General features: G+C 69.3%; 15 protein-coding genes and 1 tRNA gene. 12 read left to right on the top strand and 4 right to left on the bottom strand.

Going from position 1 to position 16,616, the window contains the following annotated elements; genetic code table 11:
• The first annotated feature begins 35 nt into the window (after nucleotides 1-35).
• The 4 genes from NR798_RS16035 (at nucleotide 36) to map (ending at nucleotide 3,304) form a co-directional block, all read left to right on the top strand.
• Nucleotides 36-641, top strand: coding sequence for a DUF1990 family protein (locus NR798_RS16035; protein WP_375772340.1), 606 nt, complete (start codon nucleotides 36-38; stop codon nucleotides 639-641).
• Nucleotides 638-1,870: a DUF1990 family protein gene (locus NR798_RS16030; protein WP_375772339.1), complete on the top strand. Its 1,233-nt coding sequence runs from the start codon at nucleotides 638-640 to the stop codon at nucleotides 1,868-1,870. The genes NR798_RS16035 and NR798_RS16030 overlap by 4 nt, the downstream gene beginning before the upstream one ends.
• 42 nt (nucleotides 1,871-1,912) lie before the next feature.
• Nucleotides 1,913-2,176 carry a hypothetical protein gene (locus NR798_RS16025; RefSeq protein WP_375772338.1) on the top strand — a complete coding sequence of 88 codons (264 nt, stop codon included), beginning with the start codon at nucleotides 1,913-1,915 and terminating at the stop codon, nucleotides 2,174-2,176.
• A 144-nt stretch (nucleotides 2,177-2,320) separates the two neighbouring features.
• Nucleotides 2,321-3,304, top strand: coding sequence for a type I methionyl aminopeptidase (map, locus tag NR798_RS16020; protein ID WP_375772337.1), 984 nt, complete (start codon nucleotides 2,321-2,323; stop codon nucleotides 3,302-3,304).
• A gap of 167 nt (nucleotides 3,305-3,471) precedes the next feature.
• Here the strand turns inward: map and NR798_RS16015 are convergent, their stop codons facing one another.
• Nucleotides 3,472-5,232 carry an SPFH domain-containing protein gene (locus NR798_RS16015; RefSeq protein ID WP_375772336.1) on the bottom strand — a complete coding sequence of 587 codons (1,761 nt, stop codon included), beginning with the start codon at nucleotides 5,230-5,232 and terminating at the stop codon, nucleotides 3,472-3,474.
• A 358-nt stretch (nucleotides 5,233-5,590) separates the two neighbouring features.
• Between NR798_RS16015 and NR798_RS16010 the strand changes: the two genes are divergently transcribed.
• The 7 genes from NR798_RS16010 to NR798_RS15980 all read left to right on the top strand — a co-directional run bounded on the left by NR798_RS16010 (nucleotide 5,591) and on the right by NR798_RS15980 (nucleotide 11,074).
• Nucleotides 5,591-6,952 carry an IscS subfamily cysteine desulfurase gene (locus NR798_RS16010; RefSeq protein WP_375773776.1) on the top strand — a complete coding sequence of 454 codons (1,362 nt, stop codon included), beginning with the start codon at nucleotides 5,591-5,593 and terminating at the stop codon, nucleotides 6,950-6,952.
• 110 nt (nucleotides 6,953-7,062) lie between these two features.
• Entirely contained in the window at nucleotides 7,063-7,461 is a 399-nt protein-coding gene (gene iscU, locus NR798_RS16005; protein WP_375772335.1) for a Fe-S cluster assembly scaffold IscU, read from the top strand.
• Nucleotides 7,462-7,490: 29 nt separating this feature from the next.
• Complete coding sequence (locus NR798_RS16000) at nucleotides 7,491-7,880, top strand: HesB/IscA family protein (RefSeq protein WP_375772334.1); 390 nt, start codon at nucleotides 7,491-7,493, stop codon at nucleotides 7,878-7,880.
• Between the two features lie 229 nt (nucleotides 7,881-8,109).
• The gene (gene hscB / locus NR798_RS15995) at nucleotides 8,110-8,676 is read left to right on the top strand and encodes a Fe-S protein assembly co-chaperone HscB (RefSeq protein WP_375773775.1); all 567 of its coding nucleotides are present in this window, start codon (nucleotides 8,110-8,112) and stop codon (nucleotides 8,674-8,676) included.
• Nucleotides 8,673-10,517: a Fe-S protein assembly chaperone HscA gene (gene hscA / locus NR798_RS15990; protein ID WP_375772333.1), complete on the top strand. Its 1,845-nt coding sequence runs from the start codon at nucleotides 8,673-8,675 to the stop codon at nucleotides 10,515-10,517. The genes hscB and hscA overlap by 4 nt, the downstream gene beginning before the upstream one ends.
• Before the next feature lies 1 nt (nucleotide 10,518).
• Nucleotides 10,519-10,896 carry a 2Fe-2S iron-sulfur cluster-binding protein gene (locus NR798_RS15985; protein ID WP_375772332.1) on the top strand — a complete coding sequence of 126 codons (378 nt, stop codon included), beginning with the start codon at nucleotides 10,519-10,521 and terminating at the stop codon, nucleotides 10,894-10,896.
• A gap of 94 nt (nucleotides 10,897-10,990) precedes the next feature.
• Nucleotides 10,991-11,074 (top strand) — tRNA-Leu (locus NR798_RS15980).
• 60 nt (nucleotides 11,075-11,134) lie between these two features.
• On the opposite strand, the gene NR798_RS15975 is transcribed toward NR798_RS15980, so the two are convergent.
• Both NR798_RS15975 and NR798_RS15970 read right to left on the bottom strand, forming a co-directional pair.
• Nucleotides 11,135-12,217, bottom strand: coding sequence for a lysylphosphatidylglycerol synthase transmembrane domain-containing protein (locus tag NR798_RS15975; protein ID WP_375772331.1), 1,083 nt, complete (start codon nucleotides 12,215-12,217; stop codon nucleotides 11,135-11,137).
• A complete protein-coding gene (locus NR798_RS15970; RefSeq protein ID WP_375772330.1) occupies nucleotides 12,214-13,812 on the bottom strand; it encodes an alkaline phosphatase family protein in 1,599 nt (532 codons plus the stop codon). The genes NR798_RS15975 and NR798_RS15970 overlap by 4 nt, the downstream gene beginning before the upstream one ends.
• A 168-nt stretch (nucleotides 13,813-13,980) precedes the next feature.
• Between NR798_RS15970 and NR798_RS15965 the strand changes: the two genes are divergently transcribed.
• Nucleotides 13,981-15,168: a BamA/TamA family outer membrane protein gene (locus NR798_RS15965; RefSeq protein WP_375772329.1), complete on the top strand. Its 1,188-nt coding sequence runs from the start codon at nucleotides 13,981-13,983 to the stop codon at nucleotides 15,166-15,168.
• 58 nt (nucleotides 15,169-15,226) lie between these two features.
• On the opposite strand, the gene NR798_RS15960 is transcribed toward NR798_RS15965, so the two are convergent.
• Complete coding sequence (locus tag NR798_RS15960) at nucleotides 15,227-16,516, bottom strand: sensor histidine kinase (protein WP_375772328.1); 1,290 nt, start codon at nucleotides 16,514-16,516, stop codon at nucleotides 15,227-15,229.
• Nucleotides 16,517-16,616: the final 100 nt, after the last annotated feature.

The following is a 16,616-nucleotide window of genomic DNA, read 5'->3' as shown; positions in this document are numbered from 1 at the left end:
CCAGCGGAGGAGGCGAGATGGGGGAAGCAGGCACAGTGGCAGGCGATGGCTTGTGTGACGGGTTGCTCCCGGCCGCGGAGGGCACCGGTCCGCTGCTGCAGCGCGACTACTGGGCCATCATCGACCGCTGCGGGTGCTCGCCCGCGGAAGTGACGGAACTGGTGGCCTCGCGCTTCGCGGAGTTCGCGCCGAGGGAGCTGGTCGTCTTCGAGCCCGAGGCCGAACGGGAGGGGCCGCTGGAGCCAGGAGACGAGCTGCGGGTGCGCATCCGCGGGGCGGGGAGCTTCCGCGTACGCATCATCCACCGGGATCGCCAGAGCCTCACGCTGGCCACCCTGCCCGGGCACCCCGAGGCGGGCCGCATCACCTTTGGCGCCTACCGCAACGAGCGGGGCGACGTCATCTTCCACATCCGCAGCCGGGCCCGTTCCGGCTCGCGGGTGAAGTACCTGGGGTTCCGCACCGGCGGCGAGGCCATGCAGACCAACACCTGGACCGATTTCGTGAACGCCGTGGCCCTCACCGTGGGCGAGGGCATCATCGGCTTCCTCCACGCGGAGAGCACCGTGATGGAGGAGGAGCACGAGAGCGCGGACGACGTCCAGGGCCCCACCTTCCTCGCTCGCGGAGACGAGACATGACGCACGTCGAGTGGCGCTGGCTGCGGGGCTGGTCGGCGGACGAGGTGCTGGCGCGGCTCGACGAGGCCTCCACCCGCCCCCTCAACTTCGAGGCGGCCGAGGAGGAGATGACGCTCGACAACGGCTGGAACCAGGTGGAGTCGCAGGCCGTCATCGCCCGAGGCCGTCCGGGCCCGCCCTCCGGAGAGGACGCGTTCGCCAAGCTGAAGCATGCCGTCACCTACTACGGCTTCTCCGACCCGCGCGTCGTGTACGGGCACTTCGACGCCGCCGTGCCGCTGCAGGGACGCCCGGTCCTGCTCGAGCTCAAGTCCATGGGCCTGCACTACCTCTGCCCGGTGCGCATCGGCGCCCTCCGCTCCGAGCAGGAGGGAGAGCGCACCGTCTACGGCTTCCGCATCGACACCCTGCGGGGGCACATCGAGGCCGGGCGGGAGTGGTTCCTCCTCATCAAGGACCACCGCACGGGCGAGCTGCGCTTCCACATCAAGGCCTCCTGGCGCGAGGGCCAGTTCCCCAACTGGTGGAGCCGGCTGGGTTTCGCGCTGATGGGGCGGCGCTACCAGCGCGCCTGGCACCACCTGGCCCACGCCCGGCTGCGCGAGCTGCTGCGCACCGGCCACCTGGAGCACCACCCCGATGCCGAGGCGCTGGTGCACACGCACCTCGAAGTGGATGGGACGCCCGTGCAGTTCTACTCGCAGAAGGGCTTGGGCCGCCGGCTTGGCGGCGTCGAGCGGGAGACGGAACACATGAGACGCGACGCGCTGCTCAACACCGTGGGCTTCGGAGTGCTGGCCGGGATGCGGACCTTCAGCGCCCCCGCGCTCCTCAGCCATCAACTCCTGCAGCAGCCCGTGGATGCGCCCAAGGGGCGTGTGCACGCACTCGCGTCGAAGCGGACCTCGCGCGTGCTGACCGCGCTCGCCCTCAGCGAGCTGGCCGCCGACAAGACGCCGTGGATCCCCTCGCGCATCTCGCCGCCGGCCCTGGTGGGCCGGGTCCTTTCTGGCGCACTGGCCGGTGCCGCCGTGGCCGCTCCGCACCGGAAGCTCTCCGTGGGCCGGGCCCTGCTCGGCGCGGCGGCGGCCGTGGCCTCGTCCTTCGCCTTCTACAAGCTGCGGCAACTGGCGACGCGGGAGTGGGGCATCCCCAACGTGGTGGCGGGACTGATGGAGGACGCCGTGGCCGTCGCGCTCGGCAACAGGCTGCTCGCCCGCATCGGCTGAGCGGGACGGGGAGCGGAACACTTCATGTGAAGGAGGCAGGCGATGCGGTACGGATGGAAGGCGCTCACGCTGGCGGGGCTGCTCGGGGCGGCCGGCCTGACGGTAGGCTGCGAGGAGCGCGGGAGACGAACGGTACGGGACGAGGCCCGCAAGGCCGGGCAGGCGGTGGACGAGGCGGCCCAGGACGCGCGCAAGACCGCCGAGGAAGCGCGCAAGACGGCCAAGGAGGCCGAGGAGGGCTTCCAGGAGGGCCTGGGCGGCTCCGGCGAGACTCCGAGGGAGAGCGAGAAGACCGAGCGCCGCTGACCGGGAATACCGAGCCTGGGAGTGAGCGGTTGCCACGGCTACCCTCCGGGGACGTGAGGGCGATGCGCAAATCGCATGAGCCCTTGGGTTTCCCGAGGTGTAGATAGGGGGGCGTCGGCGGCACCTGACGGAGAAAGCACGGACATGAACACATCCACCAGCACGACCCTCGCGCCCCCCGCGAAGCTGCCCGGTCCCAACGAGCCCTGCTGGTGCGGCAGCGGGAACAAGTACAAGAAGTGCCACCGCGGCGAGGACTCGCAGGCCCGCGCGCCCGCTCCCGCCGCCCGGCGTGTGCGGCCCGGCGCCGTCAGTCCCCGCCGCTCCGTCCCCGCCCATATTCCCCGGCCCGATTACGCCGACACGGGCCGCCCCGGCCCCGGCGTGAAGGGCGATCCCGCCACCCGTCTGGAGCGCATGCGCAAGGCCTGCCGCGCCGCCGCCGAGGTCCTCCAGATCACCGGCGCCGCCGTGAAGCCGGGCGTCACCACCGATGCCATCGATGCCCTCGCCCACGAGGAGTACATCCGCCGCGGCGGCTACCCCAGCACCTTGAACTACCACGGCTTCCCCAAGTCCCTCTGCACCTCGGTCAACGAGGTCATCCTCCATGGCATCCCGGACAGCCGGCCCCTGGAGGACGGGGACATCGTCAACCTCGACATCACCATCTACCTCGATGGGATGCACGGGGACTGCTCGGCCACCTTCCCCGTGGGGAAGATCGACTCCGCCTCCGAGCAGCTGCTCCGCGTGACTCGCGAGTGCATGATGCTCGGCATCGAGGCCGTCAAGCCGGGGCTTCCCATCAACGTCATCGGCCGGGCCATCGAGGCGCACGCCAAGCACTATGGCTACGGCGTGGTGCAGTCGTACTGCGGCCACGGCATCGGGGAGATCTTCCACCTCGAGCCGCAGGTCAACCACACCTTCGACTACCACGCGACCGACGTCATCGAAGAGGGCATGTTCTTCACCATCGAGCCCATGCTCACCATGGGCTCCATCCGGCACCTCGACTGGGATGATGGGTGGACCGTTGTCACCGCCGATGGCAAGCGCTCGGCTCAGTTCGAGCACACCATCTATGTGACTCGCGATGGGGCGGAGATCCTCACCCAGTTGTGACGGTGACGTCTTGACGGGGTGACCCTCACCCTGACCCTCTCCCAAAGGGAGAGGGGATTCACACGGGTTCAACCTGGGGCCCGGGCACCCTCACCCCGACCCTCTCCCGAAGGGAGAGGGAGTGGTTCTTGGGTGGGTTTCCTGGTGGGTTGTTTCTTGGGTGGGCTTCAGGCCGCTTGGTCCTTCTTCGCCGCCGTGGGCACCTGCAAGCCCGCCGAGCGCGCCAGGCCCATGACGCCCTCCACCGCCGCCGCGATGTAGCCGAACGGGTTGGCTCCATCCACCGCCGTCACGTGCACCTCCCCCATCTTCTGCTGGAACGCCGCCGCCACCTGCGGCAACTGCTGCGCCAGCACCAGCTGGATCGCCTCCGGCGACAGCGTGTTGTCGATCTCCTTCAGCGACCTCACCTTCGCCAGCTCCGGCTCCTGCGTGATCCGCGCCTTGCGCGCCTCCATCTCCGCCATCGCCAGCTCCGCCTCGGCGATCGCGCACCGCGCCTCCGCCACCTTCGCCTGCGCCCTCGCCCGCTCCGCCTCCTGCTGCAGCACCGCCATCATCGCCCCGTGCCGCGCCGTCTGCGCCTGCTGCTCCTGGTGCAGCTTCTCCAGCTCCGCCTCCGCCCTCACCGCCGCCATCTGCCGCTCGTGCGCCACCCGCGCCGCCTCCGCCTCCTGCTCCAGCTTCAGCCGCTCCAGCTCCGCCTGCGCCTTCGCCGCCGCCACCGCCCGCTCGTTCGTCAGCTTCGCCGTCTGCGCCTGCTGCTCCAGCTTCAGCTTCTCCAGCTCCGCCTGCGCCCTCGACGCCGCCAGCGCCCGCTCCTGCGCCAGCTTCGCCTCCGACATCCGCCGCTCAGCCTCCAGCAGCGCCAGCTTCTGCGCCTCCTCCGCCTTCGTCTTCTGCTCCCTCACTTCCAGCTCGGCGTTCAGCTTCGTCAGCGCCGTCTCGCGCTCCAGCGACACCTGCGCCTGCCGCGTGCTCCGCTCCTTCGCGACCCGCGCCTCCTCCACCCGAGACTCGACCGCCAGCGACTCCAGCTTCGCCTGCTCCTCGGCCTCCTGCCGCTTGTGCCGGACCTCCTCCTCCGTCGCCAGCCGCGTCAGCGCGATCAGCCGCTCCGCCTCCGCCTCCTCCCGCTGGATGAAGCGCTCCTTCGACAGCTCCGCCTCGCGCGCGATCCGCTCCTGCTCCTCCCGGAAGCGCGCCTGCATGTTCGCGAACACCGTCTCCGACAGCACCCGCACGTCCTGGATCTCAATCGTGTCCAGGACCACGCCCCACCCCGAGTCCGTCCGGTCCTCCGGCCTCCCCTTCCCCGACACCACCGGGGCAATCTCCCGCATCAGCTCCGTGGCGATGCCTTCCTTGCGCTTGGAGAGGCACTCCTCCACCGACAGGTTCGCCACCAGCCGCCGCACCGCGCCCACGAACATCTCGCGCAGCAGCTCCGCCAGCTTCTGCTGCGCCCGCTCCGGGAAGGAGAAGTTCAGCATCCGGAAGGCCACCAGCGGATCCACGATCCGGTACACCGCCAGGCCCGTCACCTGCACGCCGACCTTCTCGTTCGTCACCTGGTCCGCGGTGAACTGCAGCCGCTGCACGCTCGTGGGAACGATCGCCACCGCGTCGCCCGGCAGCTTGAAGCACGAGGCGCCCTGCCCGCTCACCTCGCGCACCCGGCCCCGCCGCATGTGGATGAGGAACTCGCTCGGCCTCGCCGTCACCAAGCCCCACTTCTTCATCTTCTCCGGGTCCTCCTCCGGCTTGCCCGCCCGCCACCCTTCCTGCGAGTACCGGCGCGGGCCCTCTCCGCCCCCGCCCGGCGGCTCGCCCCCACCGCTCCGCGCCAGCTCGTTCCTCCCCCCCACCGACAGCTCCATGGCCCCCACGGCGTTCAGCTTCACTGCGCGCTTCTCGTTCGTGCTCATCGGCGTGCCCTCCGGAAGTCTCGGACTCCCGGAATTGCAGTCTGTTGGCCAACCCCTCAGTGCCCTGAAATCGCGCACTTGGCCGATCAGGGTGGTCCACCCTGGCGCACTTGCCCCGAAGTGGAGCGCCCCGCTCCGGCGCAATCCGTGATAGAGGACTGAATTGGTCCGATTCGCGGTTGGAAGAGACCAGGACGCCCGCTCCTTATGTCGTCTTGACCGGGGGGGGCCCTCTTTTATATTTGACCGGTCCAGTCCACATTAGGTGTGTCCATGTAGGAGCACCTAGAGAGCACGCGGGGTTATCCGGCCCCCACGACGAGCGGACGGACAGCCGCCCGGAAGGTTTACCGAGATGCTGAAGCTGCCCATCTACATGGACAACCACGCCACCACCCCGCTGGATCCGCGGGTGCTGGAGGCGATGATGCCGTACCTCCGTGAGGACTTCGGCAATGCCGCGTCGCGCAATCACCCCTTCGGCTGGAAGGCCGAGGCGGCGGTGGAAGTGGCGCGCAAGCAGGTGGCGGCCCTCATCGGCGCGTCCGACAAGGAGATCGTCTTCACCTCGGGCGCCACCGAGTCCGACAACCTCGCCATCAAGGGCGTGGTCGAGTTCTACAAGGACAAGGGTGACCACATCATCACCCTGAAGACCGAGCACAAGGCGGTGCTCGACACCTGCAAGCGTCTGGAGCGCGTCCGCCAGGAGCGGCTGGACGAGCTGAAGCTGATGCGGCTGGCGCAGCTGACCGGCGCGCCCGTGTCGCGCGACCACCTCGCCGAGCTGACCATCAAGCACGACCTCGACAACGACGCCGTGTACCGCCAGTGGGCCGAGATGCCCACCGGGGGCGCGCGCGTCACCTACCTCGAGGTGGAGAAGGACGGCCGGATCGATCTCAAGAAGCTCGAGGCGGCCATGACGGACAAGACCATCCTGGTCTCCATCATGCTCGCCAACAACGAGATCGGCACGGTGCAGCCGGTGGCGGAGATCGGCAAGCTGTGCCGCCAGAAGGGCATCCTCTTCCACTGCGACGCGGTGCAGGGCATCGGCAAGGTGCCGTTCAACGTGGAGGAGATGCACGTCGACCTGGCGTCCGTCACCTCGCACAAGATGTACGGCCCCAAGGGCGTGGGCGCGCTCTACGTGCGCCGCAAGCCGCGCGTGCGCATTGCCCCCATCATCGACGGCGGTGGCCATGAGCGCGGCATGCGCTCGGGCACGCTGAACGTGGCGGCCATCGTGGGCTTCGGCAAGGCGGCGGAGATCGCCCGTCAGGAGATGGCCGACGAGTCCGCGCGCCTGCTCCGCCTGCGCGAGAAGCTGCGCAAGGGCATTACGGACCAGCTGGACATGGTGACGGTGAACGGCTCGCTGGAGCACCGGCTGCCGGGCAACCTCAACATCTCGTTCGCCTACGTCGAGGGCGAGGCGCTGATGATGGCCATCAAGGACGTGGCGGTGTCCTCGGGCTCGGCGTGCACGTCGGCCTCGCTGGAGCCCTCGTACGTGCTGCGCGCGTGCGGTGTGGAGGAGGAGATGGCGCACAGCTCCATCCGCTTCGGCCTGGGCCGCTTCAACACCGAGGAGGAGGTCGACTTCGTCATCAAGCTCATGGTGGACAAGGTGAACCGTCTGCGCGAGATGAGCCCGCTGTACGAGATGGCCAAGGAAGGCATCGACCTCAAGAGCATCGAGTGGACGGCGCACTAGCGCGCGTCCTGAGGCCCTCCCCCGCTCGGAGGGCAGGCGGGCCCGAGGCCCCGGCACGGTCGCCGGGTAACGGGCCCGGTGACACGGCTTCATATAGGTAAGGGAACACCATGGCTTACAGCGACAAGGTCATCGACCACTACGAGAACCCCCGCAACGTCGGCACGCTCGACAAGGCCGACCCCAACGTGGGCACGGGCCTGGTGGGGGCTCCGGCGTGCGGCGACGTGATGCGCCTGCAGCTGAAGATCAGCGACGAGGGCATCATTGAGGACGCCAAGTTCAAGACGTTCGGCTGCGGCTCGGCCATCGCGTCCAGCTCGCTGGTGACCGAGTGGGTGAAGGGCAAGACGGTGGACCAGGCGATGACCATCTCCAACAAGGACGTGGCGCGCGAGCTGGCGCTGCCGCCGGTGAAGATCCACTGCTCGGTGCTGGCCGAGGACGCCATCAAGGCCGCCATCGACGACTTCAAGAAGAAGCGCGAAGCGCGGCAGCAGAAGGCCTGAGCAGAACGGGTTGAAGGAGGAGGCACGTGATGAACGAGCAGGCGACTACACAGACGAGCCCGACGCAGACGGCGCCGGCCGCGAAGCCGGCGCGGGGCATCACGCTGCACGAGAGCGCGGTGGGGCAGCTGAAGAAGCTGCTGGAGGAGCGGCAGACGCCCGAGGCGGGGCTGCGCATCGCGGTGCGGGGCGGCGGGTGCTCGGGGCTGGCGTACGTGATGGAGTGGGCGGAGAAGCCGCGCGAGAAGGACAAGATCTTCGAGCGGGACGGGGTGCGGGTGTTCGTGGATCCGAAGAGCTACCTGTATCTGCTCGGCACGGAGATCGTGTACGAGTCGACGCTGATGGCCTCGGGGTTCAAGCTGAACAACCCGAACGTGAAGGGCTCGTGCGGCTGCGGCGAGAGCTTCTCCGTCTGACCCGCTGTCCAAGGCCCCACCGTGGAAATATCCCCTCGCCCTCCGGGAGAGGGACGGGGTGAGGGTATCGAGCATCCCGGGTTGAACCCCGGGAAGAGAGAGTCACTGGGGGCTCGGCCGAGGAAAGCCGGGCCCTTTGATTTTCCCCCGGAAAGGGGCCACCGAAGTGAAGTGCTGGAACTGTGAGAAGGACACGCAAGGGCGCCCGTTCTGCCCGGGGTGCGGAAAGATCGCGGCCCGGCCGCCGGGAGCCACCCACTTCGACGTCTTCGGTCTTCCCCGGGCGTACGACGTGGACGTGGCGTTGCTGGAGAAGCAGTACCGCGAACTCTCGTTGAAGCTGCATCCGGACCGCTTCGCGCAGGCGGAGGCGCGCGAGCGCCGGCTGTCGCTGGAGCAGACGACGGCGCTCAACGACGCGTACAAGACGCTCAAGGACGCCACGAAGCGGGCCTTCTACCTGTTGAAGCTGCACGGGGTGGACCTGGAGCGGGAGGACGCCGGAGCGCAGAAGGAGATGCCCCTCGAGTTCCTCGAGGAGGTCATGGAGCTGCGCGAGGCGCTCGACGAGGCGATGGAAGCGAAGAACCTGGACCGGGCCCAGAAGATGGCCGGGGACGTGGAGACCCGGCGCAAGGCCGCCCTCCAGGAGGCCGTGGACACGCTCCGCACCCTGGAAAAGGGCCTCCCGGTCGAGTCATCGGTGAAAAAGGCGTCGCACGCGCTGGGACGGGTGAGGTACTTCACGCGCTTCCTCGAGCAGGTGGAGACGTTCGAGGAGGAGATGCTGTCGTGAGCAAGAACGGCTACCTGCAGATTCATGACCCGCTCAAGCCCAAGGGGCATGCGGTGGGGATCGACCTGGGAACGACGAACTCGCTGGTGGCGAGCGTCGTCCAGGGCAAGCCCCGGTGCCTGGCGGCGGACGAGGGGGAGTCCAACCTCCTGCCCTCCGTGGTGCACTACGGGAAGGACGGGGGCGTGGTGGTGGGCGCGCGGGCGAAGACGCTCGTGGCCGAGCACCCCACGGACACCATCGTCTCCGTGAAGCGCTTCATGGGCCGCAGCCCGGAGGACGCGGAGACGCGCAAGCTGGGGGCCTACAAGTTCGCCAGCGGCGGCAAGGTGGTGCGCTTCGAGGTGGCCGGCGGCCAGCCGGTGACGCCCATCGAGGTGTCCGGCGAAATCCTGCGCGCCCTCAAGCGCCGGGCGGAGAGCCACTTCGCCGGCCGGGTGGAGCAGGCCGTCATCACCGTGCCCGCCTACTTCGACGACGCCCAGCGCCAGGCCACCAAGGACGCGGGCCGGCTCGCGGGCCTCGAGGTGCTGCGCCTGCTCAACGAGCCCACCGCGGCGGCGCTCGCCTACGGCCTCGACAAGGGCAGCCAGGGCACCTACGCCGTCTATGACCTCGGTGGCGGCACCTTCGACGTCTCCATCCTCAAGCTGGTGGACGGCGTCTTCGAGGTGAAGTCCACCGGCGGTGACTCGGCGCTCGGCGGCGACGACTTCGACCGGGCCATCGCCCAGCGCGTGCTGGAGACCCTGGGCCAGTCCTCCCCCACCCCCTCGCTGGTGGCCGAGGTGCTGGCCGCCTCGCGCAAGGCCAAGGAGGCCCTCACCGACGCGCCCGAGGTGGAGCTCACCGTGGGCTCGCACCGGCAGCCGCTGAAGCGCTCGGACTTCGAGGAGTGGATCCGCCCGCTCATCCAGAAGACGGGCGTGGTGTGCCGCCGGGCCCTCAAGGACGCGGGGGTGACGGCCTCGGAGCTGGATGGCGTCATCCTCGTGGGCGGCGCCACCCGGGTGCCCGCCGTGCGCCGCTTCGTGGCCGAGCAGTTCGGCCGCGAGCCGCTCAGCGACATCGATCCGGATCAGGTGGTGGCCCTCGGGGCGGCCGTGCAGGCGGACCTGCTCACCAACGTGGACCGGCAGGACGAGGTGCTCCTGCTGGACGTCATCCCCCTGTCGCTCGGCCTGGAGACGATGGGCGGCCTGGTGGAGAAGCTCATCCAGCGCAACTCCACCATCCCCACCGCCGCGGCCCAGGTCTTCACCACCTTCAAGGACGGGCAGACGGGCCTGGACGTCCATGTGCTCCAGGGCGAGCGCGAGCTGGTGGAGGACTGCCGCAGCCTCGCCCGTTTCACGCTGAGTGGGATTCCGCCCATGCCCGCCGGGATGGCCCGCGTGGAGGTGCGCTTCCAGGTGGACGCCGACGGCATCCTCGCCGTCACGGCCAAGGAGCAGAGCACCGGCACCACCCAGTCCATCACCGTGAAGCCCAGCCACGGCCTCACCGACGAGGAGATCGAGGACATGCTCCTCGACTCCATCGACCACGCCGAGGACGACGTGCAGGTGCGCCAGCTGCGCGAGCAGCGGGTGGAGGCCGAGCGCGTCCTCACCGAGGCCCAGCGGCAGCTCGGAGAGCACGGGGAGCTGCTGGAGGGCGGGGAGCGGACCGCCATCGAGGCGGCCATGGCGAAGGTGCGCGAGGTGGCTCAGGGGAACGACTACCTCGTCCTCAAGGAAGCCATCCATGCCCTGGACGACATGTGCAAGCCGTTCGTCGAGCGGGTGATGAACCAGGCCCTGACGAAGGTCGTCGCGGGCCATTCGGTCGAGGAGTTCTGACGTGCCCAAGGTCCACTTCAAGAGCCCCCTGGACGACGTCACCGTGGAGGTGACCACGGGGACCACCCTGCTGGACGCCGCCGAGAAGGCCGGCGCCCAGGTGGGTCACTCCTGCGGCGGGGTCTGCGCCTGCTCCACCTGCCACATCTGGGTGCGCAAGGGCCTCGAGTCGCTCTCCGAACAGACGGACCAGGAGATGGACCGGCTGGACATGGGCTTCGACGTCCGCCCGTACTCCCGCCTGTCCTGCCAGACCGAGGTGGGGAATGAGGAAGTCTTCGTGGAGATTACCGAGGAGTCCCTCACGGCCTACATGGATGAGAACCCCGCCGTCCGGCGCCGGCTCGAATCCGAGGGGAAATGGCCGTTGAAGAAGTGATGTTGAAACATGTGCTTGACGGGGCCGGTTCAGGCATCTATACACCGCTCCCGTCAACGCGACGCAACGCACCGCTGAGCGAAAAGCACCGCCTGCCCAGGTGGTGGAATTGGTAGACACACTAGATTCAGGGTCTAGCGCCTGCAAGGGCATGGAGGTTCGAGTCCTCTCCTGGGCACTGAAGAAGGCCTCCGGCTGAAAAGCCGGGGGCCTTTTTCTTTTCCGGCACCCTCCCGCGTCAGCCGGGGGTGTGGACGGGCTGCACCGCCTCGTGGGCCACATGGCTGGTGGCCTCGCGCGCCAGGCTGCCGCCCTTGCGGAGGTCCTTCAGCCGGATGCCTCGGAAGCGGACGGAGAGCGCCCCCACCAGCACCTGGCTCGAGATGGTGCCCAGCCAGGTGAGGATGGAGAAGGCCGCCGCGTCCTCGGGCGTGGCCCCCAGCAGGCCTCTCGCCACCCCGCTCGTCACCCCGAAGTAGATGCCCGTGCCCGCCGGCACCCCGGGCACCTGGCCGAGCGCGATAGCGCCCAGGATGACGGCCCCAGCGAAGAGGCCCCCGCGCACACCAATGCCCCGGAGGGCCAGCCCGTAGGCCATGGCGGGCGCCAGCACCGGCCCGGCGGAGAAGACCAGCGCCTTGGCCATGCCTCGGAAGCTGCGCGCGGTGCCCAGCCCCTCGGACACGTGCCCCAGCAGGTGCCGCGCCCGCGGCAGCCGGTGCTTGCGCTCCAACACGCGGGCCAGCGGCAGCGCGTAGTGGGCCAGCAGCACCACCAGCACCACCAGTCCCACGCACACCCCCACGGCAATCCGCAGCGGGCCGGCGAACCCGGACATCGTCTCGCCAAAGGGCCCGAGGAAGGACACCGCCAACAGCCCCATCAACGCGGCGAACTCCAGCAGCTTGCACACCAGCACCGAGCCCAGCGACTGCAGGAACGGAATCCGCTGGGTGCGCGACATCAGGAACGAGCGCATGACGTCCCCGAGCTTCCCGGGCACCGCGTTGTGGGTGAAGGCGCCAATGGCCACCAGGTGGTAGCGCTCGAGCAGGGGGACGGGCTTGCTCAGGGTCCGCTGCCACTGCACCGCCCGCAGCGGGATGATGGCCGCGGACAGCAGCATGAAGGGGATGAGCCAGCGCAGGTGGCCCGGCAGGTCGTGGATGAGCTTCTCTATCGGGAAGCGTGGGACGAGCAGCGGCCCGTCCCCCCCCGGATTCAACCGGAAGAAGACGCTGGAGATGAGGGCGACGGAAAGCACCACCCCCACCACCACCGCCAGCGCCTTGAGGAACGTCCGGCCGGCGCGGCGCTTCATGTCGCCTCCGCCCACCTCTCCTCTGGGAGCACCACGCGCCGGGGCCCGTCGCGGTACACCTCGGACAGCCGCTCGTGCAGCTGCGTGACGTGGCTCAGCCCGGACAGGTCCACCGGGAGATTCCTCGGCCAGCAGATGACGCTGTTCGTCTCCGTGCGCGTGAGGCCGCCGTGCGAGCCGAACTCCCAGGCGAAGCCCACCGTGCCGCCCTTGGACACCGCCTGGCCGTAGAGCACCAGGTCTCCCGCGGTGGGCATGTGGGGCAGCTCGCGCAGGAAGTCCGCCACCGCGCGGCGCGAGAACTCCGCATCCAGCGGCGCGCTGTCGATCTCCTCCGGCCCGTATACCCCTCCCCCGATGATGGCCACCGCCGAGTCACCCCGGCGCATCGCCACGATGGCGATGTCCGGATGGCCCATGGCCCTCGCGAGCACCTCCGGGTGGCGCGCCACCAGTTGCGCGGCCTCGAGCGGCTCGAGTTCGCGCGTGAGGTAGACGTGGGAGAAGTTGCCGGACTCGATGACCACCGGCTCCTGCGGCGCATGGGGCGCGTCCACCGGGTGCGGGCGGCCGTCGAGCAGCGCCCGTGCGATGTCCTCGGGCAACGGCAACGGCGCGCCGCGCAGGAGGATGTCCTCCAAGCGCTGGCCTCCGCGCTTCTCGATGGGGTGGCTGTCCACGTGGCCGTGGTCCGTGAGGAAGACGAGGTCGTAGCCGGGCTCCACCGTCTGGGCCACGGCGTAGAGCTCGGCGAGGTAGGCGTCCACGCGCTGCAACTCTCCGAGTGCCAGGGCCGAGCGCGGGCCGCGGCGGTGGGCCACCTCGTCATAGTTGCCGTAGACGAGGTAGACGGCGGGCACGCCGCGCACCATGTCCACCAGGGCCTTGGTATGGGCGAAGCTCCACCCGAGCCGCTGCAGCAAGACGCGGCTCACGAGGAAGCCGCTCTCATGGCGCCAGTCACGGAGTTGCCGGCCCCAGCGGTAGATCTCCGTGAAGGAGTTCCACGCGTCGCGCCCGAACGAGCGCAGGTACGAGAGCGGCGTCTGCGAGCGCGCCGCGACGATGCCTTCCATCTCGTACTTGAGGCTGCGGACCATCACCTTGTAGCGGGCCAGCGAGCTCATGCAGAGGCGGTTGTTGGCCTCGGCCTGGAAGAGCGAGAAGTACGTGTGCCCGCCACCGGACAGCAGGCTCGTGCCAGGGCGGCAACCCAGCCGCGACTCCACGGCGAGCGTGTCCGTGGGGGTGTTCATCTGCACCTTGCGGCCGAGCTCCCGATCGAACCAGCTGTAGGCCGGCAGGTTGGGATGGCGCAGGCCGTAGAGGAAGCCCGCCTGGAAGTAGGGCGTGGAGGCAGGCGAGCCCCAGAACGCTCCGTCCAGGGCATAGGTTCCCGAGGTCACCAGCCTGGACAGGAAGGGCATCCGCCCGGTGCGGACGGCCTCGTCCAGTTGGGCCTTGGGCACACCGTCCAGGTGGACCACGAGCAACTTGCGACGGCGTGAAGACGACAATGGGCCGACCTTCGACCCCACACGCCACACGTAGTCTCGAGCCCACGCCTGCAACTGCGGGTTGATGACTTCTTTCACGGTCTCTTCTCCCCTCCCCCCAGCACCAGGATGCGCTCCAGATGATGCGCACCCCAGAGGGCACCAGCCGTGCATTCCGGGGCGGTCCGCTGGAGGGCAACCAGCCGGGCAGGCCGCCCGAACGTCAAGATGGTCCCGCCCCTTCTGCGCGTGCCACCTTGAGCGGTGATGCTCACGACCGCGCTGCTGCTGACGACGCTGGCCACCGCCACGGCCGCCCCGCCCGACGCCCTTCCCACCACCGCGGCCTCCGCTCCCGCCGAGCCGCCGAAGAAGGAGAAGGGCATCGACGCCATCGCGATCCCCCTGGTGAGCTACAACTCGGACCAGGGCTTCACGTATGGCGGCGTGGCCGGCGCCTACCTGTATTCACCCGGCTACATCCCCTACCGGCACGCCATCTCCCTCCAGGCGATGTTCACCAGCCGGGGTCAGCAGAGCCACTACCTGCGCTACGACGGGCCGCGGCTCATCGGCCCCATGCGCCTGGAGTTCCGCCTGGAGTACCGCCGCGAGCTGCGCAGCCCCTTCTACGGGGCGGGCAACGTGTCCGCTCAGGACTTCAACGGCGACGAGAACCAGGAGCGCTTCAACTACACGAAGAACTCGCCGGGCGCGTGGTTCCGCCTGCGCGGCCGTCCCTGGGGAGAGACCCATCCCTTCCAGTCCTACGTGGGCTACTCGTGGCGCTACACGGAGGTGGATCCGTTCGATGCCTCGGTGCTGGAGCAGCTCAAGCCGGTGGGCATCCAGGGCGGAGCCACGGGGCAGCTCACCGCGGGCGTGCTCTGGGACACGCGCGACAACGAGGCGGATCCGGTACGAGGAGGTGTGGAGGAGGTGGGCCTGCGCGTGTCGGGCAGTGCCACCGGCAGCCGCTACCAGTACGCGGGCGTGACGCTGAGCGAGCGGCGCTACTGGCAACTGGGCCCGCGCTTCATCCTGGCGCAGCGGCTGACGCTGGACATGCTCTTCGGCCAGGTGCCCTTCTTCGAGTGGGTGAACACGGGCGGCGTGAGCACCTCCGAGGGCATTGGCGGGATGAGCAGCGTGCGCGGCATCGAGCGCAACCGCTTCGCGGGCAACATCAAGGCCTTCACGAACACGGAGCTGCGCTACCGGGCCTTCGACTTCAACCTGTTCGGCGCGCCGGTGATCGCCGGAGCGGTGGCCTTCGTGGACCTGGGGCGCGTGTGGCACCCGGGTGTGGAGAACGGAGCGTGGTGGAAGTGGCACCCGGGCGTGGGAGCGGGCCTGCGGCTGGCCCGGCGCGCCGCGGTGGTGCGCTTCGACTGGGCCATGTCCCCGGAGTCGGGCCGTCACCGCATCTACCTGAACTTCGGCCACATGTTCTGAGCTACTTCCCCTCGCCCCCCGGGAGAGGGACGGGGTGAGGGTGCCACGCCCCCCGGGTTCACACCCGCGCCTCGTGTTCCTGTTTCTGCTCCTGTTCGGCCTGCTGTGCCAGCGCCAGGCAGAACGAGAAGGTCGAGCCCCTCCCCGCATCGCTCTCGAACCAGATGCGGCCGCCGTGCCGTTGGATGATCTGCTCGCACAGGTGCAGGCCGATGCCCATGCCTCCGCGGTCCGTCTCGAGCCCGGCATGGGCGCGGTAGAAGCGCTCGAAGAGCTGGCCCTGGCGCTCCTTGGGGATGCCCATGCCCGGGTCCCGGATCGACACCACCCCCGTGCCCTCCCGGGCCGACACCCGGACCTCGATGTCTCCGCCCTCGGGCGAGTACTTGATGGCATTGTCGAACAGGTTGACCAGCACCTGATCGATCCGCTCGCGGTCCGCGTTCACGAAGACGCGGCCCTCCTGGTGCAGCAGGAGCTGGTGCCGGGAGGACACGCCCTGCATGCGCTCGAGCACGTCCGCCACCAACTCCCCGAGCTCGAAGCGCTGGCGCCGCAACGCGAGCCGACCGAGCTGGAGCCGGGAGACCTCGAGCAGCTCCTGCACCAACTGGGTGAGCCGATCGCTCTGGCGGTTGAGGATCCGGAAGGCCTTGCCCTCCCGGGGCTCGTGCCCGCCGGGCGTCCAGCGGTCCAGGAGCTGGGCATAGCCCTTGATGGTGGTGATGGGCGTGCGCAGCTCGTGGGCGGCGGTGGAGATGAACTCGTCGCGCATCCGCTCCAGGCGCTTGAGCGCGGTCAGGTCGCGCAGCACCACCACGGCCAGCTCCGGCGCGCGTCCCGCTTCGGTGGCGACCGGGGAAGCCGTCGCGCTGATGTGGAGCAGCCCTCCGTTGGAATGCCGGGCCAGCAGCTCCTCCTCGCGCACCGTCTCGCCACGCAGGGCCCGCTGGCTGGGGAGCTCGTCCCAGGGCACCGGGCGTCCGTCCGGATGGCGGATGTCGAGCAGCTCGATGAACCGCTCGAGCGCCTCCGGCATGCCGCCTGCTTCCATCCCGAACAGCGTCAGCACGGCCTTGTTCGCCTCCACGATCCGCCCCTGGGAATCGACCAGGAAGAGGGCGTCGGCCATGCTCTCCAGACTCGCCCGGTGGCGGGCCTCGGACTCGCGCAGGGCCGCGGTGTCCTTGCGGATGAGGGCGTACAGCAGGACCGAGGTGGCGGCGACGTACAGCCAGCCCTTGAGGACCTGCACCTGGACGAAAGCGCCCAGGCCCCTCACCACGCCCGCGAGGAGCACATCGGAGAGAAGGATCCACAACCCGGCGACCACGGCGTAGATGGCCACGGGCCGCCAAGGAGTGGAAGCACGCCCTGCTTTCAGCCCGGTGGACATGACACCTTCAAGCTAAACGGTGTAGCGGGGCACGGGCAGACGAAGAGGGCTG

Source organism: Archangium gephyra (genome assembly GCF_042230915.1).
GTDB classification, from domain to species: Bacteria; Myxococcota; Myxococcia; order Myxococcales; family Myxococcaceae; genus Archangium; species Archangium gephyra_B.
This window is presented reverse-complemented; position numbering and strand designations above follow the sequence as displayed.